This window comes from Paraburkholderia sp. NMBU_R16 (assembly GCF_013282575.1).
Lineage (GTDB): Bacteria > Pseudomonadota > Gammaproteobacteria > Burkholderiales > Burkholderiaceae > Trinickia.
The window spans coordinates 1-18,904 of sequence record NZ_JAAAYE010000049.1; the positions used below are offsets into that span (position 1 = coordinate 1).

The window sequence follows — 18,904 nt, forward strand, 5'->3', positions numbered from 1 at the left end:
GCAACATGCGCCGCGCGTCAATCAACAAACGCTTGTCAGCGTCAATCAACATCGGCATCATCAACCTCGCCGCGACATTCTCATCTTGTTTGTCGCGCGTCTCTCATCCAGATTGTCGCGCCACAACATGCTTGACGCGGGGAACTCATACTCCTTCTGGGAGCACCGCGTACGCAGTCTCGTCTATCGCATTGTGTTGGCTGTTCGTCGGCCGCCGTTTGATGAAGATCAAGGTCGCGCGTTTGCTTGTTCCGCGGGTTCCTCGCAGTCAGCCGACGACATACGGTCCGCGATTCAAAAATCTTGTCGCGAGGCCAGCACAAGCCTGCAGATCGATGCGCTTTGCGCATGCGGCGCGCCGGCTCGCGCGCGAATTCATCGAGCCGGGGCCGGCGCAGCGATGGGGTAAGAGAGGGCGTCGTTGGCTAGCAGATCGGCGCGAAGCAGCGCCGTCCCCAGCTCTTTGGTTCGCGTCAAGAAGCGATTGACAAGCGCAGCGTTACCTAGCTGCGCCGCGACTCCTGAGTCGACGAATCGGCTCATCTCTTTGCGGAAAGCGGAGGTAGTCAGCGGATCGTCGAGTTGATCGAGCTTGCTCCGGAGCGCCTCCTTGAACTGATGCTCGGTCCATCCATAGTCACCGAGCTTCCTGCTGATCAACTCTACGTCCGGAGCGACTTGCCGATCCGTCAGGAACTTGATGTCCCAAATATCGCGCGCCTTCAGGAACGGACGAGCGCCGAGCGCGAGAAGTTTGTCGGCAAGTATCTCCCTGGGAGTCTCGGCGGTTATGATCAGTTGCCGATGCGGTGCGGGCAGATGGGGGTAGTTTGCCGCCACCGATACCAGATCGGCGTCGTGAGCCGGGACATTGGCGACCTCGATATTGATGATCTGATTCTGCGGCACGCTTGAGTCGATTTGTGGGATGTACACCTTCGCGCTCCATCGAGCGACAGGCACCCCGTCTGCGGGCAGCTTTTCCTTCGGGACCTTGATCTCTACCTGTAATCCATATGCTTCGGCGATTTCCTTTTGCAAGAGGTCAGCGAATGGAGCCATCACCTGTGGATCGAATCCGTCGCCGCCTGCGAAATCGAGGTCCTCGGAGTACCGTGTGCCCTGGTAGCACAGGCGCAGCGCCGTCCCGCCCTGAAACGTGACCTGTGCCGCCGCACCGCTTTGCGAGAGAGCGTAAAGAATCTCATAGTGCAAGATCTCCTTCACGATGGTGCTCGCAGGTACGTTGCGATCATTGGCGTACTGACCTGCAAGAGCCAAGAGGTCGCTACGCGTGCGTAGAAAAATGCTGACTTCCATGAGTGTCGACGAGATCGAGATTGCGACCTACGCGCTTCAAATCACGCAGCGCGCGGGCAAGGGTTGCCACGGCAAGGTTGCGCCTGGCGTCGAAGACGAGGTCGTCACGGAGTTTATCTGGCCGCTGCGCTGTGTGGACGAATTCCACGGTGCCGTAGGACGTTTCGAACGTTTGGCTGCGGCCCGTCGTCATGAGTGTGAGACGAGATGGGATCTGGGATAGCCAGCCTGCCTCCGAGAGCGCGGACTCCAGGCTGAGATAGTTGAAGTCCCATGGCCGCAGAAACGGCACAAGAGCACTCAATACGTCTGGTGGCATCGATCTCGCACGAGGGTTCGCATACAGTCCGCGTGCGACATGGACGATCAGGCCTGCCCGTTCATGACGGGCGAGCGCTTTGAGCATGGCGCGCTCGCTCTCTGGAAACAGGAGACGGAGCGTATTTGATGAATACGCCCAAATCCCCGCCTTGTCCCAGTGATCCATGGACGCAATGAGTTCTCGAACGAGCATGATATCTCGACAGAAACTGAACATTTTTGTTCAGTATATGTCGAGACGAGCACCGGTCGCAAGCCGCAACTTCACGCCAACTGAACAAAAATGGGCGGTTTCTGTATAGAAACCTCAGTGCGGCGACGATCAGAAGCAATACCCTTACTGAAGATTGCCCTGACAGAGGTACTTGATCGACAGATAGTCGTCGAGGCCGTACTTCGAACCTTCCCGGCCGTAGCCTGACTCCTTGATTCCGCCGAACGGCGCCGCTTCGCTCGATAGCGCCCCCTCGTTGATGCCGACGATGCCCGCTTCGAGCGCCCCCGACACGCGCTCGATCCGCTTGATGTCGTTGCTGTAGAAGTAGGCCGCCAGGCCGTAGGGCGTCGCATTGGCGGCTTGCACCGCCTCGCTTTCCGTCTCGAAGCGAAAGAGCGGCACCACTGGCCCGAACGTTTCTTCGCAATAGAGCTGCATACTCGGATCGGCGTCAGCGAGCACCGTCGGCGCGTAATAATGAGACCCGAGTTCGGTCAAACGTTTGCCGCCCGTGACGATGCGCGCTCCGCGCGTCAGTGCATCGTCGACATGACGCGCAATTTTGTCGACCGCGCGCGCATTGATCATCGGGCCGATTTGCGAACGCTCGTCGCTTGCGGGGCCTACCTTCAATGCACTGACGCGCTCGCCCAGCAACGCTGCGAAGCGCTCGAACACGCCCGATTGAACATAAACGCGGTTCGGGCATACGCACGTCTGCCCGCCGTTGCGGAACTTGGAAACCATGAGGCCCGCCACCGCAGCTTCGAGATCGGCATCGTCGAACACGATGAACGGTGCGTTGCCGCCGAGTTCGAGCGAAAGCTTCTTGAGCGTATCGGCCGATTCGCGGGCGAGATACTTGCCGACTGCCGTCGAGCCCGTAAACGTGATCTTGCGGACGCGCGCATCGTGCAACCAGTCGGCAACGGCCGGCACCGCGCGCTCGCGGGAAGTGGTAATCAGATTGAGCACGCCGGCAGGCACGCCAGCCTCGTGCGCGAGCATGACGAGCGCGCTGGCCGTGAGCGGTGTGTCCTCGGCCGGCTTGCCAACCACCGTACAACCCGCTGCCAGCGCGGGCGCAATCTTGCGCGCGATCATCGCAAGCGGAAAATTCCATGGCGTGATCGCTGCGACGATGCCGATCGGCTCCTTGACCGCGCTCATGCGTTTGCCGCGTTGCTGCTGCGGAATCAGATCGCCGTAGATGCGCGTCGCCTCCTCGGCGAACCAGGCAACATAGGAAGCACCATAGGCGACCTCGCCACGTCCTTCGGCAAGCGGCTTGCCCTGTTCGCGCGAGATCAATGCGCCGAGCACATCCTGATTCGCGACGATCAGCGCGTGCCAGCGTCGCAGGATTTCCGCGCGGGTCTTCGGCAACGTCTCGCGCCACGCGGGCAGGGCGGCTGCGGCCGCATCGGTGGCCGCACGCGCATCGGCGGCCCCGCTATCGGCCACCTGGGCGATGAGTTCGTCCGTGGCAGGATCGGTGACAGCGAAACGCGCGCCGTCCGCCGCCGGGACCCAGCGTCCGCCGATGAAGTTGTCCGTGCGGATCAGCTCGGACAGTTCGAATATGCGTGTCATCCGTGACTCCTTGTCAAATCTCTTCGATGCGCGCGGCAATGGCCGCACCTACGTCGCGCGTGGTGGCGTTGCCGCCGAGATCGCCCGTGCGCGGCCCTTCCTTGAGCGTCGCTTCGATGGCGGCGAGCATTGCGTCGTGAGCCTGCCTTTCCTTGCCCGCATGCCCGCCAACGAAATCGATCATCATCGCCGCCGACCAGATCATGGCGATCGGATTGGCAATGCCCTTGCCCGCGATGTCGGGCGCGGAACCATGCACCGGCTCGAACAGCGACGGGAACGCGCGCTCGGGATTGAGGTTGGCGGACGGCGCGAGGCCGATGGTGCCCGTGCATGCGGGGCCGAGGTCGGAGAGGATGTCGCCGAAGAGATTCGTCGCGACGACAACGTCGAAGCGATCGGGATTGAGTACGAAGCGTGCACAGAGGATATCGATGTGCTGCTTGTCCCACGCGACGCTCGGGTACTGCGTGGCAATTTCCTCGGCACGCTTGTCCCACCAAGGCATGCTGATCGCGATTCCGTTGCTCTTCGTCGCGACGGTGAGCTTCTTGCGCGCGCGCCGCGCTGCCAGATCGAATGCGAACTTGAGCACACGCTCGCTGCCATACCGCGTGAATATCGCTTGCTGCACGACGAGTTCGCGCTCGGTCCCCTCGAACATCACGCCGCCGACCGACGAATACTCGCCTTCGGTGTTCTCGCGCACGATCCAGCAATCGATGTCGCCGGCGCGGCGGCCCGCGAGCGGAGAGGGAACGCCATCGAAAAGACGTGCCGGACGCAGGTTGATGTATTGATCGAATTCACGGCGGAACTTGAGCAGCGAGCCCCACAACGAGATGTGGTCGGGGACTTTCTCGGGCCAGCCGACGGCACCGAACAGAATGGCATCGCAGTGCAACAACTGCGCTTTCCAGTCGTCCGGCATCATCTGGCCATGCTTTTCGTAGTAGTCGCAGCTCGCCCAATCGATGTGCTCGTACTCGATCGCTATGTCGAAGCGACGGCATGCCGCGTCGAGCGCGCGCAGCCCCTCGGGCATGACTTCGGTGCCGATGCCGTCGCCGGGAATGACGGCGATCCGATATGTACGGGCCATGGCGGAGTTCTTCCATGAAAGTTGAATTACAGTCATTTTATTTCGCGCCGTTCGATTTAGAATTGGGGTTTTGGTTAATCGACTGTTCACGAATCGTGTATAAATCAGGCCCCCGATGGATGCCGCCCGCGCGCCGGAACTGAGCGACCTGCGTGTCTTTTGCACCGTGGCGCGCTGCTCGAGCTTCAGCGCCGCAGCCGAAGCGCTCTCCGTTTCCGCCGCCTATGTCAGCAAACGTGTGAGCATTCTCGAGGCGACGCTGGGCACGCGGCTTCTGCATCGTTCGACACGGCGCGTGACGATCACCGAGGCTGGCGAACGCGTCTATGCCTGGGCGGAAAAGATTCTCGACAACGTCGAGCAACTGGTCGAAGACGTCTCCACGACGCGGCGCATTCCGCGCGGCACGCTGCGCATTTCCAGCAGCTTCGGCTTCGGCCGCCACATTCTTGCGCCAGCCCTGGCTCGGTTTTCCGAGCGCTATCCCCAGTTGAGCGTACGTCTCGATCTATTCGACAGGCTCGTCGATGTCACGGGCGAAGGATTCGATCTCGACATCCGCATCGGCGACGAGATCGCCCCGCATATGATCGCGAAGCGGTTGGCCTCGAATCACCGCGTGCTGTGCGCATCGCCCGCCTACCTGGAGCGCTATGGCGCGCCGAAGCAGCTGAGCGAACTGGCGTCGCACGCTTGCCTGGCGATCAAGGAGCGCGACCATCCCTTCGGGGTGTGGCGGCTCGACGTTCGGGGCGAGCGCGTTTCAGTGAAAGTGACCGGGCCGTTGTCGACGAATCATGGCGAAGTGGCCGTGCAATGGGCGTTGGCCGGACGCGGCATCGTGCTGCGCTCGATGTGGGACGTGGGGCGTCTCATCGAAGCGGGTTTGTTGCGGCGCGTGCTGCCCGAAGTGACGCAGCCGGCCGACATATGGGCCGTCTATCCCGCACGCCTGACGCAGTCCGCGAAGGTGCGCGCATGTGTCGATTACCTCGCGGAGACCCTCGCGCAGCCGGGTGCCGAGGTAGGGGGCGACGACATACGAGGCGGCCCCGAATCGCCGGGTTAGCTATGCGGAAACAAGGCTTCGAGCGGATAACTGTTCTTCACGAACGGCGACTTGATGATCACGTAGCTGAAATACTTTTCGATGCCGATATTGCGCTCGAGTAAACCCTCGATCACGCTCTGATAATGGCTGACGCTGCGCGTGACGAACTTGAGCAGGTAGTCGTAGCCGCCGCTTGCCAGGTGGCATTCGATGATTTCGTCGACGTTGCGAATCGCGGCGACGAAACGGTCGAAATCTTCGCGGCGATGATCGGCGAGCGTCACTTCCGTGAAGACGATCTGCACGTCGCCCAGTTTTTCGAGCTGGATCTGCGCTCCGTAGCCCGCGATGTAGCCGGCTTTTTCGAGGCGCTTGACGCGGATGAGACAAGGACTTGGCGAAAGGCCAACCGCATCGGCGAGCTCGACGTTCGTAATGCGCCCTCGCTTCTGGAGTTGAGACAGAATACGCAGATCGATTCGATCCAGCTTGCAATCCCCGGTCATCGTCAGTGGTCGCTTGAAAACCCGTCGGTCGAAAACGTGACGGCTACTTTAGCATGCGCGCGCGCCGAATCCACAATCGGGAATCGGCAGACGCCATTTCATGCGGATGGAAGCTCAATAACCACGTTCCCGATCGATCTCACCGATCATCGGCAGACCGGCGCGATGGCGAGCGAGATTCTCGAGGACGGCTTCGACCGCTGTCTCCGGACGCGTCGCGCTCGCGATATGCGGCGTGATGCGCACACATGGGTGAGTCCATAGCGGATGTCCCGCCGGCAGCGGTTCGGGCTCCGTTACATCGAGCAGCGCATAACGCAGATGGCCTTCGTCGAGCAGCCGCAGCAAATCGTTTTGCCGCAGGTGCGCGCCGCGCCCGGTCTGAATCAGCGACGCCCCGCGCGGCAGTTTGCGAAGCAGTTCGGCGTCGAGCAAGCCGTGCGTGGCCGCCGTCAACGGCAGCAAGCATACGAGAATGTCAGTGCGTGCCAGAAAGGCGTCGAGCTGCGCCGCGCCGGCGTAGCAGGCGACGCCCTCCAACGTATGCAGCGAGCGGCTCCAGCCCGCGCAGTCATAGCCGAACAAGCGCAGCCGTTCGAGCACGGAGGTGCCGAGCATGCCGAGCCCGAGTACACCGACGCGGCAGGTCGAGGCCGGCCGCAAAGGGATTTCGCGCCAGACCTGCTGTTGCTGCTGCCGCGCATAGTCGAAAAGATCGCGATGCAGGCTCAACACGCCCTGGCAAACATACTCGATCATTCCCTCGACGATACCGGGCTCCACCATGCGGACGACAGGAATGTGCCGCGGAATGCCGCCCAGATCGAACTGGTCGACTCCGGCGCCCACGGAAAAGACGATTTCGAGGTTCGGCAGCGTGCGTGCCGGGTCCTCGGGAGGCTGCCACGCAGCGAGGTAGCGAATCGAAGCCGGGTCCCCGACATCGGGCCACAGACGAAAAGCGAGTTCGGGCGCGCGCTGCGCGAACAGTCGCGCCCAGATTTCGCCGCGGGCCGGATCGGCTTTATAGAGAAATGTCACTGCCGCCCTCAGCCGATTGCCTGATTGATGATGCCATACTGTGCAAAGCGCGCGTCGCGTGGCCATGCCGAGCCGGCGCCGCGCGCCATCTTGACGACTGTGTCGACACGTGCGAGGCCGAGCGCTTCGAGCCATTCGGTCAGCCCGCTATCGGCGGGGACATCGATGCGCACGAAGGCACCCGGGCTCGATGCGAGCCAATGACCGATCAGCGCTTGTGCGCGCAACGGATCCGCCGCGTAGGGCGTCACCACCGGGCCGATCGCCTGCCCGCGCCCGAAGCGGCGAAAGAGGGCGAAGCCGATCAACTCCCCGTCGCGCTCGAGTCCGATGCCGTCGGCAGACTCGAGCAGCGCGGGCAGTACGGTCGTTCGATCGAGACCGCTCGCACGCGAAGCAAGCTCGACGAGACGCGGGGTATCGCGCTCGCCGATGGGCCGCAGCCGCTCGCTCGGCGGCAAGCGCAGCAGCGCCGGCACACCGGCATTGCCTTGGTGCTGATCGAGCGCGCCGATCGCCACGAAGCCCAGTTTCTCGTACAACGGACGGCCTGCGGGTGTCGCATGCAGCAAAGTTGGCCGCGAGCCGAGCTCCTCGAGCGCGCGCTCGGTCAGGCCCCGGCCGATACCCATGCCCTGATGCGCGGGCGACACGACGATCATGCCGACGGAGCCTGCCTGCGCACCGTACTTCCAACTGAACGCGGTGCCCACCACCTGCCCGTCGCACTCGGCCACGAAGCCGCTGCCGAGTCCGGCGACGAACCGCCAGTCGTCCTCGCGGTGCGGCCACTTGAGTTCTGTCGTCAGTGCGTGAGCGGCGCCGATGTCCGCCATGGCAAAGCGCCGGTAATGGATACGAGTCGACACGCCTTTCCCCCATTGCCTGTGATGATCGCGCCCACTTTGGCATGCGCTCGCGCGGGTGACTAGGACGATCTTTTCATGCGGTGAAACACCGTTGCTCCGGTCCGTTTCGCCTGCTTGCGTTCGGACCCTCGGCGCGGGCGCCGGAACCTGTCGGGCATTGCCGGCAGTCCCGCGGCCAGTCGATCGTCCCCTCCACAAGGCACGCGCGTTGCTCGCCCACGGTAATAGGCGTCCAGCAACAGCGTCTCTGACACCGAATCGAGAAGGAGCGAACATGACTGATCGACCACAGCCGCCATTGCCGGAGCAGCAGCAAAACGAGGTTCCGGGCAGGACGGCGCCCATGCACCCCCAACCCGACCATGGCGAGCAAAGCTACCGCGGACATGGGCGTCTCGCTGGGAAAGCCACACTCGTGACGGGCGGCGACAGCGGCATTGGCCGGGCCGTCGCCATCGCCTTCGCGCGGGAAGGCGCCGACGTTGCGATAGCCTATTTCGATGAACACGACGACGCGCGCGAGACCGCCCGATGGGTCGAGCAGGCGGGGCGCAAAGCCGTGCTGATCGACGGCGATCTCGCCAACCCCGCCCATTGCCGCGAGGTCGTTTCGCGCACCATTGCGGCGTTCGGGCGCATCGACGTACTCGTGAACAATGCGGCGTACCAAATGGATTACGACTCGATCGAGGAGATCAGCGACGATGAGTGGGACCGTACGTTCGATGTGAACATCGGCGCGATGTTTCGCCTCGTGAAGGCCGCGCTGCCGCATATGAAGCGCGGTAGCGCGATCGTCAATACGACGTCCGTGAATGCCGACAAGCCGAGGCCCACGCTGCTTCCGTATGCCACGACGAAGGGCGCGATTCAGAATTTCACGGGTGGCTTGGCTCAATGGCTGGCCGAGCGCGGGATACGCGCGAACTGCGTCGCCCCGGGCCCGATCTGGACGCCGTTGATTCCGGCGACGATGCCGCCCGAGAACGTCGAATCGTTCGGCAAGCAAACGCCGATGAAGCGTCCCGGGCAGCCGGCGGAGTTGGCGCCGGTCTACGTGATGTTGGCGAGCGACGAGGCGAGCTACGTGTCCGGAGCGACGGTCGCGGTTACGGGCGGCGTGCCGATCATTTGACGAGCCGGCCATGCCGATGACGAGCGATATCGCCGACAGCAGTGCGCCGGCAATCGATGCGCGCGCACGAGACATCGACGCGGAGATCCATGACGCCACGGCACCGCAATGCGCGCGCCATGGCCTGCTCGAAGCGGGCCGCAACTGCACCACGATCCGCCGGGCCGATCGCTTCGCAGTCCTGATCGACGGCGAAGCCTACTTTTCCGTCCTGCGCGAGGCCTTGACGCGTGCGCGGCACACCATCTTCATCGTCGGCTGGGACATCAACAGCCGCATCAGGCTCGTGCCGGACGGGGCCAATGACGGATTTCCAGAGCCGCTTGCAGAATTTCTGCAAGCTCTCGGTGCACGCAGGCGCCATTTGCGCATCTACATCCTCGCCTGGGACTTCGCGATGATCTACGCGTTCGAGCGCGAATGGCTGCCCGTCTATCAAACCAGTTGGCGCTCGCATCATGCGCTGTCGTTCCGGCTCGATGGCACGCATCCGCGCGGCGCATCGCATCACCAGAAATACGTCGTGATCGACGACCGTCTGGCGTTCGTCGGTGGCATGGATCTGACGCGTTCCCGCTGGGACACACCGGCTCACGCGGTCGACGATCCCCGCCGGCGCGATCCGAACGGCAAGACGTACGGGCCGTTCCACGACGTGCAGACCATGTTCGACGGCGATGCCGCACGTGCGATCGGCGAGCTTGCGCGGCAGCGATGGTTGCGCGCTTGCGGACGCTCGATTCCGGTCCAGGCCGAGCCCGTACCCGGCGAGGCCCCCGACCCTTGGCCGCCGGATGCAACCGTCGAGTTGCGTGACGTCATGCTCGGTATCTCGCTGACCGAGCCCCCTCATCTCGGCCGTCAGCCGCTGCAGCACGTGCGCAATCTGACCGCCGACCTCATCGCGGCCGCGCGCGAGCATATCTATATCGAGAACCAGTACTTCACGGCAGCCGTCGTTCGCGAATCGCTCGCATCGCGCCTTGCCGAGCCGGACGGTCCGGACGTTGCCGTCGTCGTACCGCGCATGCAAAGCGGCTGGCTGCAAGAGGCGACGATGGGTGTATTGCGCGCAAGGCTGCATCGCGCGCTCGTCGAGACCGATATTCACGGCCGCTATCGCATGTATTGCCCGCATATCGAGGGGCTCGGCTCGCGCTGCCTGAACGTGCACAGCAAAGTCACGATCGTCGACGATCGCGCGATCACCATAGGGAGTGCCAACTTGAACAATCGCTCGATGGTGCTCGATACCGAATGCAACATCGCGATCGACGCGAACGGCGACCCGAAGGTGCGCGCGGCGATCGCGCGCTGGCGCAACCGTCTGCTCGGCGAGCATCTGGACGTTCCGGAGGCCGAATGCCAAAAGGCGCTCGGACGCACGGGGCGGCTTCATGACGCGATCGCGTCGCTCGCGCGCGACGACGGGCGCACTCTGCAACCTTTCACGCCTGTCATCACGAGCGATCTCGATGCCGTCGTCCCAATCAGCGCCTGGCTCGATCCGGAGCAGCCGATCGAGCCCGAGGCACTGGTACACGAGTTCGTTCCCGAAGAGCACGGCCGATCGCTGACCGCGCGTCTGTTGCTGCTCGGCACGCTCGTGCTGGCCATTGTCGTACTGACGGTGCTCTGGCGTTTTACGCCGCTCGGGCGCGATATCAATCTGGCGTCGATCGTGCATTGGGGCCGGCGCATCGGAGCACTGCCGCTCGCGCCACTGATCGTGCTGGGCGGTTATGTCGTCGCGGCGGTACTGTCGGTGCCGATCACCGTCCTGATCGCGGCAACCGGTCTCGCCTTCGGAGCCTGGCCGGGCCTGGGCTATGCGCTTGGCGGAACGCTGCTGGCGGCGGCCGCGACTTACGGGATCGGCGTCGCGTTGGGGCGCGATGCGGTGCGCCGGCTGGCCGGTGCGCGTGCGAATCGGCTCAGCGAGCGTATCGGGCGTCGCGGGATAGTGACAATGATGGTACTGCGTCTCTTGCCGATCGCGCCGTTCACCGTCGTGAACCTCGTCGCCGGGGCATCGCATATCAGTCTGCGCGACTATCTGCTCGGGACGATGCTCGGAATGCTGCCCGGCACGGTGCTGACGGTGACATTCGCGCACCAACTGTTGGCTACGATTCGCCATCCTGGCGGCGGAGCCTGGGCGACGCTCGTGGCGATCGGCGCAGCGCTCGTCGGCGCGTCGGTTCTGTTGCAACGGTGGTTGAATCCGCGCCGATGATTGCCCAAGCCAGCCCAGTCGAGGCGATGGAGCCCGACACGCTGCCCGAACCTGCCGAAACGCTGGTCCGCGCGGATGTTGCATGCGCGCTGCGCATCGCCACCTACAACATTCACGGCGGCCTCGGTGCCTGGACGACGCATTCGGCGCACCGAATGGAGCAACGGGTCGCGCAAGTCATCGCGGAACTCGATGCCGACGTCGTGGCGTTGCAGGAAGTGCCGCTGGGCGGCAGCGATGGTCCCGATATGCTGGCGCATCTGCGCGACGCCACGGGGATGCACGCGGCAGCAGGGCCGACGCTCGACACGCCGCGGCGACGCTACGGCAATGCCGTGCTCTCGCGTTTGCCGATCCGCGCGGCGCGGACGCTCGATCTCTCGTTTCACGGTCGCGAGCCGCGCGGCGCACTCGATGCGGATATCGCGTGCGGTTCCGTGCTGCTGCGCATCGTCGCGACCCACCTCGGGCTGTCCGCGGGCGAACGCAGTACGCAGATGCGAACGCTGCTGAACGCTTTCGATACGACGGAGTTGCCTGTGATCCTGCTCGGCGACATCAACGAATGGTTCGTACACGGCCGGGCCTTGCGGACGCTCGTCACGCATTTCCGGCGCGCGCCGGCTCCGCGTACGTTCCCGACGTTTTGCCCCATCTTCGCGCTCGATCGCATCTGGGTCCACCCGGGCGAATGGCTGACGGGGGTCAGCGTGCATCGCAGTGCGATCGCTCGCACAGCGTCGGATCACTTCCCCTTGATTGCCCAGATCGAAGTGCCGCCCACTTCGCCCAAACCGGGAGCAACTTATGAAAACCGACGACCTGACTGACCGGGCGCTGGATTACTGGTGCGCTCGTGCGCTCGTCGACGACGACGAGGAAATCCGCTTCGCGGCGATCGAGCCCGAGCTCGTCGTCACGCTCGCGCACGGCGAACTGCGCCTGCTCGACCAGCGCTTTGCGCCGAGCTCGGACTGGGCCGATGCAGGCATCGTGCTGGAGCTGGCCCGCGAGCTGACACTCACGGCACGGGACGACGGATCGGCGCTTTGCCGGGCGCGCTTCGCAGAATGCGAAGAAACGGGGGAGGCCGCCGGCGCAACGCTTCGTACCGCGCTGCTGCGTGCATTCGTGCAGGCGCGCTGCGGCAGCGAAGTCGACGATCGACTCCCCGACGCGCCCCATGCGGTGCGCCGCGGCGCCATTGTGCCGATCGACGCCGGTGGGACGGCGCCCACCTACGCCGAAGACGGCCCACGGGAGAGCGACCCAACCGGCGATATCCGCTCGATACCGCGCACCTGATTGCCGTAGCGCGCCGCTTCGCGCGCGCCTGCACGGTCCGCATTCTTCGCAGCAATTGTCATCGATCGCTACGGGTTCGAGTAGCGAGCGGCCGGGGCCGCTTGCCTACGATGAAGCGACGGCGCACTGACGCTCGTGTGCGCGACCTGCGAAGGAGTTCATGGATGGGTGCGATTCAAGCGAAGAACATCGTAATCGTCGACGGATACTCGATGGGCCGGGAGCTGGCACATGACCTGAAAGCGATGGGTGCCGAGCTCTTGCATCTATGTTCGACGCCCGAACCGCCTCCCGTCTTTCGCGCGGGAATCGATGCCACGCCTTACCGCGCCGAGCTCGGCTATCTCGGTGCCGAGGATGAAGCGGCCCGCGCGCTGCTGGCGATGGACGTCGATCATGTCCTCGCGGGCTCGGAGATGGGCGTGAGCTACGCTGAGCGGCTCGCCCATCTAGTCGGCACACCCACGAATCTCTATCCGCTCGTTGCCGAGCGGCGCAACAAATTCCGCATGATCGCGGCGCTGCACCGCCGCGGCTTGCTGGCGGCCGAGCAGACGCTCGTCGGCAACGAGAACGAGGCCGTTGCCTGGGCACAGCGCCAGGGCAATTGGCCACTCGTGGTCAAGCCGCTCGACAGCGCCGGTTCGGATAACGTCACGATCTGCCGCAGCCTCGACGAAGTACGGGCGGCCTGTCGAAAGGCGTTCGCGGCGCATACCGTATTCGCGCAGCCCAATCGGCAGTTGATCGTTCAATCGTGGCTCGACGGCACGCAGTACATCGTCAATACCGTCAGCCGTGATGGGCGCCATTTCATGACGGACGCATGGCGCGTCAACATTCGCCTGCTTCCCGGCTACGCCATGGTCATGGAGGACTTCGAACTGCTCACACCGGAATCGAATACCGCCTCCGCCTTGTTGCGCTATACATTCGATGCGCTCGACGCGCTAGGTATCGTGAATGGCACAGCGCACAGCGAGTTGAAATGGACGGCTCGCGGTCCAGCAATGATCGAAACGGGCGCGCGCCTCATGGGGGCGGCGATGGATCGAGATTCCTATGCGGCCGCCGGGCTGAAGACCCAGTCGATCTACCACGCGCTGGATCTGATGCAGCCGGAATGGATGAACGAGATGCGCCGGCGCAGCGATCGATATTTGCCCGGGCGCCATCTGACGAAGGTCTTCTTCGCGTTCGCCGGCGATGGAGTCATCACGGGTGTCGACGGCCTCGAGCGGCTCCTCGAACTGCCGACGTTCCATGCCATCTACCGGACACTGCCTGTCGGTACGCGCGTTCATCTCACGACGGACTCGACAGGGTGGGGCGGCGCCATCTATCTCGTGCACGAAGACGCGTCGCTGATCGAGCGCGACCGCGAGCGGATTCGGGATTGGGACGCCGAGGGGCTGCTCTACGAGATCGACTACGAGACCGTCGAAGCCTCGGCTGCGGCCTGCTGAACGGAGTGTGTCCCATGAGCTTTTACGGTCCTTTTCAGGCAATGGCCGCGATATGCCTGCAAGCGCTTGGGCAGGTGCTTTATACCTATTTTCTTTCCGGCATTTCCGAACCTGTATTCGTCCTCGGCAGTTTCTTGCTCACGGCGTTGATACTAAATTTGAAAAACGGATTCAGCATGCCGCGTCGCGATTTCGACCTGCTGATCCGCAACAACATCTACACCGCCGTCACCTATCTCTGTTTCTTCTTCGCCTTGCGCGAGCTCGACCCTTCGGTGGTCGTGGCGATCGATACCGGTGTGGCGCTGATCGTCGGAGCGTTGTCCGATAGTATCAAGAAGCGTGTGTGGCCTACGCCTCGCAGGTTGGCCATATGCACGGGCGTTCTCGTCGCCTGCCTGCTCCTAGGTGCGAGGCAGTTCGACGGCGCGGGGCATCCCGGGCTGAGTCGGCTGTCGATCTGGATCGCAATGGCGGCGACTGCGGTGACGGGGGCGTCTTCGGCGCTGACGATGTCGGTTTGCGCCGATCTTGCCGAGCGCGGCTGGTCCCGTTCGGCGATCGTTTCCCAGCGCTTTTATTTGACCGTTTGCGCGACGCTCGCATGGTGCCTGGTATTCCCGGATGCGCTTCATATCGCAATCGACGGCCGCACGATCGGTATTGCGGCCATCGTCACAGTCGCGGGCGTCATGCTGCCGATGCTACTGCTGCAATCCGCCGTGCAGTCCTGCGGGCCGTTTGCCGTGCTCGTTTGTATGTCCGTTCAGCCATTCATCTCGCTTTTACTCTCCACCTCCGCCAGCCTGCAGGCGTTCGATTGGCGCACGGCCGTCGGCATCGCCGTCGTTTCGGCGCTGGTCATTTACGACGTGGCGGCCGATCGACCCGCACCGCGTCGCGAACGCACGATGGCAAGCGGCGGCACGCCGGTTCCCCGCGGCACGAGTTGAGTAGAGCGCCATAGCCGGCGCTCGGACGATTCGTTTTAGCGGTGGCCCATTCGCGTCGCGCGCGATGCTCGTGACAACTGCGGCTACATTACGAATCATCGGAATGCCTTGGAGAAGCGAAATGCAAGTCGGGCAACGCAGTACCTCGACGGTAACCGAACTGGCCGATAAGCCAGCGCACGGAAATGACATGACCACCGCGCATGCGCCGACTGCTACGCCGGGGGGCTCGAACCCGATGGTCGAACGCTTGCGCAGGGGAACGTCCGGAACACGCGCAGAAACGTCCGCAATTGGGCGCCCGCGTAGCCCGCTCAAGGAGGTGTTGGCCCACCTCGGGAAGGGCCTGGCGACATTGGGGGTGACCGCCGCAGCCGTAACGGGATGCAGCAGCGGGCCGTCAGGGCTCGCACGTTCGCCCGAACCGAAAGCCTCGCCGCCGTCGTCGGGCCAATCGATCGATCCGGCGGCGCCCAATGTTTCCACGCCGTCGTCGAGTGCAACGGACCCGAACGCCGCCTCGCCCACGAGTGTGCCCTCGATTCCCACGCTACCCAATGCCGATGTCGGCTCGCTCGAGTTCCAACTGAACGAGGCGTGCGAAGCCGAGGCGCTCCAGATCGCGATGCAACCCCGGCCGACCAACGACCTGCTGGGCCCGGCGTACGACCAGGTTAGCGCTGCCCTCAACCAGGATCAGACGGGGTCGAGCCTTCGGCAGGTATTGGACAACTACCTCGTTCAGGAGGAGGCCACGAAGGGCCCGGACGGAAAAAATCTCCCCGAGCCGCAGTTGCTTCACGACGCACGTCACGACCGATTGGAGCAGTACGTGCTATACACCAGAGCGATATACGATCAAAACCCAACCAAGGCGAATTATGCCGAATGGCAAAGCGCCAAGGACGCAAAGCAGCGAGCTGACAAGCTGCCAGTCCAGTCTGGGCTGAGCTATATGCAGCCCGATTGGCCCTCGGGGGGCTGAACCGGCGGAGGGCGTGTGGCTCATCCAGCTCGAAATGGTCCAGTCGATGCGCGGATCTTGAGTTCGGCCGCGATCTCGATGCCTGCGGCTGCAGGGCGTCCATCGAGCCGATCGAGCAGCGATTGCGCTGCGGCGCGTCCGATCGCTTCCGTATCGACCCACATCGTCGTCAACGCGGGCGCTATCTCGCGCGCAAGCGCGATATCGTCGAAGCCGGTGATCGATAGCTGACGAGGCACCGCAATCCCCAACGCTTGTGCTTCGAGCAATGCACCGATGGCCAAATTGTCGTTGCCGCAGACAATGGCGCTCGGGCGCACCCCCGTCACATCCCATATCTTTCTCAGGCTCGCACGGCCGAATGCAATCGTCGAAGGGCCTTCGCACAGATGGGCCGGCCTGACCGCGAGCCCCTGGGCGGCCAAGGTCTCGTGTATCCCGCGCAGACGTGCCTGAACGCGATCGTTGTCGACCGACGGCTGCATGATGACGGCGAAATCCCGATGGCCCAATTCGAGCAGATGCTCGGTCAAGGTCGCGAATGCGGCGCGGTTATCGAAGCCGACGCAGCAATGCGGGCTTCCTTCGCGATACGCGTAAGTGACGACGTACGGCACGCCATGGAGCGTCAGCAACTCGAACAGCTCCGCGGGATAGCACTCGCCGACGACCGAGACGGCTTCGACGCCGCGCGCGAGCATTGCACGCACTTGCGTCAAGGCCTGGGCGGGATCGTAGTTGGAACAACCGAGAAAGAGCGTGATGCCGCGCTCCGCCATGACAGCTTGCATGCCCGACACCTGCGAGGCGAAAACGTGATTGTCGAGTGTCGGGATGATCGCGCCGGCGATATGAGAGCGCGTCGAGGCAAGTGCGCGTCCGGCCGCGTTCGGAATCCAGTTCAACGCCCGCGCGGCATCATGTACGCGCTGCTGCACTTCAGCCGACACCTTGCCGGGCTCGTTGTAGACGCGCGACACCGTTGCCGTCGATACGCCGGCGAGCTTCGCAACGTCGCCGAGCACGGAGCGTCCGGTCCCGCGCCTGGCGCGCGGGGCAGGGGAAGCCGCGGCGGAGGGTGCCGCACGTGAGCGCGAAGGCGTTGTGCTCATGCGGTGTTGCGGGTTGAAGTGCAGCAACACTGAAACGAGCCGCGAAAGCCGCGAATCGATCCATCAGTCATTGTCGTTTACCCTCGAATCGCTGGTATGGGGTTGCATCTGACAGGGCGTCCATGCCAATGTAAGCGCTGACAGCCTGTCTGTCCACCGATTATCCGCTGTGCCGCCTGCACCTGGCAATTGTTTCCACTCGTTGGTAATGATCAGCGCGTATAAATCGAACTGAAATGTAAGCGATTACACATCGACGCGAGACCCGCGGCCCCGCGCGTCCCAATGCCGGGCAGGGGCGCAGCGAGCATTGGCGCGCCGCGACACCGAAAAGACATGGAGACATCCGCAATGAGCGAAACCTCGTCAGTCCCCGTCGCTCCGCCGCGCATCAAGCGTGCGCAGCAGATCGCACTCACGCTTCTGATGATCAGCGGCGTGGTCAATTACCTCGATCGCGGCACGCTCGCCGTGGCCAACGCCTCGATCCGGGCGGACCTCGGGTTGTCGCTGAGCCAGATGGGCGTGCTTCTTTCGGCGTTCTCGTGGAGCTATGCGCTCTGTCAGTTGCCGATCGGCGCGTTGGCCGACCGGATCGGACCAAGGCGTCTGCTCGGCCTGGGACTCATCGTCTGGTCGCTCGCCCAGGCGGCGGGAGGACTCGTGTCGACGTTCGGCTGGTTCATCCTCGCCCGCGTCGCACTGGGCATCGGGGAAGCGCCGCAGTTTCCCTCGGCGGCAAGAGTCGTCAGCAACTGGTTCCCGCTGCGAGCACGCGGCACGCCCACCGGCATCTTCAACTCGGCATCGCCGCTGGGCACGGCACTGGCACCGCTCCTGTTGTCGATTCTCGTCGTCTCGTTTCACTGGCGCTGGGCATTCATCGCGACCGGCGCGGTTGGACTCGCTGTCGCCGTAGTCTGGTTCATCCTTTATCGCGATCCGGTGCGTGCGCAACTTTCAGCCGACGAATGCCGCTACCTCGATGCCGACGCTCAGGAAGTCGTCACGCAATCGAAGGTGACGTTCGCCGACTGGCGCAGCCTGTTCGCGCATGGCACGACCTGGGGCATGTTGATCGGTTTCTTCGGTTCCGTTTATCTGAATTGGGTTTATCTGACCTGGCTGCCCGGTTATCTGACGGCCGAACGACACATGACTCTCATGCGTACGGGCGTTGCCGCATCCGTTCCGTTCTTTTGCGGCTTCCTGGGCGCATTGTCGGCCGGTTGGCTCTCCGATCTCGTCGCGCGCAAAAGCCGCTCGACCGTCATCGCACGCCGCAATGCGGTCGTCATCTGCATGCTCGGCATGGTGGTGTTCACGATTCCGGGTGCGCTGGCGCAAAGCAATACCATCGCGCTCGCCTGCATTTCGGTCGTGATTTTTCTGGCGAACGCTGCCTCGGCCTGCTCCTGGGCGCTCGCCACGGCGGCGGCGCCGCAAAGCCGCATTGCCTCGCTCGGCGCGATCCAGAACTTCGGCGGTTTCATTGGCGGTGCGCTGGCGCCGGTCCTCACGGGCGTCATCGCACAGAAGTGGTCGTTCGTTCCGGCGCTGCTGACCGCCGCGGTCATCGCCTTCGTCGGCGCAATGGCGTACCTGCTGCTCGTCAACAAACCAATTCCCGAACACGAGCCCGGCGCCGCCAATGTGCCGCTGCCAGCCTGATAGGGCGAGAAGCCCGCATTC

The 18,904-nt window shown here is 63.6% G+C and carries 17 protein-coding genes; 9 read left to right on the forward strand and 8 right to left on the reverse strand.

The features are described 5' to 3' along the window. Positions 1–375 precede the first annotated feature (375 nt). From GWC77_RS21415 to GWC77_RS21430, 4 genes are all read right to left on the reverse strand, one after another. Positions 376–1,227 carry a nucleotidyl transferase AbiEii/AbiGii toxin family protein gene (locus GWC77_RS21415; protein ID WP_367949074.1) on the reverse strand — a complete coding sequence of 284 codons (852 nt, stop codon included), beginning with the start codon at positions 1,225–1,227 and terminating at the stop codon, positions 376–378. A 61-nt stretch (positions 1,228–1,288) separates the two neighbouring features. Further along, complete coding sequence (locus GWC77_RS21420; protein ID WP_173260166.1) at positions 1,289–1,834, reverse strand: hypothetical protein; 546 nt, start codon at positions 1,832–1,834, stop codon at positions 1,289–1,291. A gap of 144 nt (positions 1,835–1,978) precedes the next feature. After that, positions 1,979–3,451: an NAD-dependent succinate-semialdehyde dehydrogenase gene (locus GWC77_RS21425; RefSeq protein WP_173260167.1), complete on the reverse strand. Its 1,473-nt coding sequence runs from the start codon at positions 3,449–3,451 to the stop codon at positions 1,979–1,981. A gap of 13 nt (positions 3,452–3,464) precedes the next feature. After that, the gene (locus GWC77_RS21430) at positions 3,465–4,553 is read right to left on the reverse strand and encodes a tartrate dehydrogenase (protein WP_173260168.1); all 1,089 of its coding nucleotides are present in this window, start codon (positions 4,551–4,553) and stop codon (positions 3,465–3,467) included. Positions 4,554–4,668: 115 nt separating this feature from the next. Between GWC77_RS21430 and GWC77_RS21435 the strand changes: the two genes are divergently transcribed. Beyond that, a complete protein-coding gene (locus tag GWC77_RS21435) occupies positions 4,669–5,622 on the forward strand; it encodes a LysR substrate-binding domain-containing protein (RefSeq protein WP_173260169.1) in 954 nt (317 codons plus the stop codon). On the opposite strand, the gene GWC77_RS21440 is transcribed toward GWC77_RS21435, so the two are convergent. From GWC77_RS21440 to GWC77_RS21450, 3 genes are all read right to left on the reverse strand, one after another. Then, positions 5,619–6,110, reverse strand: coding sequence for an Lrp/AsnC family transcriptional regulator (locus GWC77_RS21440; protein WP_173260170.1), 492 nt, complete (start codon positions 6,108–6,110; stop codon positions 5,619–5,621). The two genes, GWC77_RS21435 and GWC77_RS21440, sit on opposite strands and share 4 nt — an antisense overlap. Before the next feature lie 114 nt (positions 6,111–6,224). Further along, positions 6,225–7,151: a glyoxylate/hydroxypyruvate reductase A gene (locus GWC77_RS21445; RefSeq protein WP_173260171.1), complete on the reverse strand. Its 927-nt coding sequence runs from the start codon at positions 7,149–7,151 to the stop codon at positions 6,225–6,227. 8 nt (positions 7,152–7,159) lie between these two features. Next, complete coding sequence (locus tag GWC77_RS21450; protein WP_173260198.1) at positions 7,160–7,987, reverse strand: GNAT family N-acetyltransferase; 828 nt, start codon at positions 7,985–7,987, stop codon at positions 7,160–7,162. 307 nt (positions 7,988–8,294) lie between these two features. Between GWC77_RS21450 and GWC77_RS21455 the strand changes: the two genes are divergently transcribed. From GWC77_RS21455 to GWC77_RS21485, 7 genes are all read left to right on the forward strand, one after another. Beyond that, positions 8,295–9,155 (forward strand): SDR family oxidoreductase, encoded by an 861-nt coding sequence (locus GWC77_RS21455; RefSeq protein WP_173260172.1) that lies wholly within the window; start codon positions 8,295–8,297, stop codon positions 9,153–9,155. A 10-nt stretch (positions 9,156–9,165) separates the two neighbouring features. After that, positions 9,166–11,391, forward strand: coding sequence for a VTT domain-containing protein (locus GWC77_RS21460; protein WP_173260173.1), 2,226 nt, complete (start codon positions 9,166–9,168; stop codon positions 11,389–11,391). After that, positions 11,388–12,221: an endonuclease/exonuclease/phosphatase family protein gene (locus GWC77_RS21465; RefSeq protein ID WP_254367080.1), complete on the forward strand. Its 834-nt coding sequence runs from the start codon at positions 11,388–11,390 to the stop codon at positions 12,219–12,221. Before GWC77_RS21460 ends, GWC77_RS21465 begins: the two co-directional genes overlap by 4 nt. Next, a complete protein-coding gene (locus GWC77_RS21470; protein WP_173260174.1) occupies positions 12,199–12,696 on the forward strand; it encodes a phage protein NinX family protein in 498 nt (165 codons plus the stop codon). The genes GWC77_RS21465 and GWC77_RS21470 overlap by 23 nt, the downstream gene beginning before the upstream one ends. Before the next feature lie 164 nt (positions 12,697–12,860). Beyond that, a complete protein-coding gene (locus GWC77_RS21475) occupies positions 12,861–14,162 on the forward strand; it encodes a hypothetical protein (protein ID WP_173260175.1) in 1,302 nt (433 codons plus the stop codon). Between the two features lie 14 nt (positions 14,163–14,176). After that, positions 14,177–15,115, forward strand: coding sequence for a DMT family transporter (locus GWC77_RS21480; RefSeq protein ID WP_173260176.1), 939 nt, complete (start codon positions 14,177–14,179; stop codon positions 15,113–15,115). A 190-nt stretch (positions 15,116–15,305) separates the two neighbouring features. Then, positions 15,306–16,100, forward strand: a complete 795-nt coding sequence (locus GWC77_RS21485; RefSeq protein WP_173260177.1) for a hypothetical protein — start codon at positions 15,306–15,308, stop codon at positions 16,098–16,100. 20 nt (positions 16,101–16,120) lie between these two features. Here GWC77_RS21485 and GWC77_RS21490 read toward each other — a convergent pair whose 3' ends face one another. After that, positions 16,121–17,212, reverse strand: a complete 1,092-nt coding sequence (locus GWC77_RS21490; RefSeq protein WP_173260178.1) for a LacI family DNA-binding transcriptional regulator — start codon at positions 17,210–17,212, stop codon at positions 16,121–16,123. Positions 17,213–17,563: 351 nt separating this feature from the next. Between GWC77_RS21490 and GWC77_RS21495 the strand changes: the two genes are divergently transcribed. Further along, positions 17,564–18,883: an MFS transporter gene (locus GWC77_RS21495; RefSeq protein WP_173260179.1), complete on the forward strand. Its 1,320-nt coding sequence runs from the start codon at positions 17,564–17,566 to the stop codon at positions 18,881–18,883. Positions 18,884–18,904: the final 21 nt, after the last annotated feature.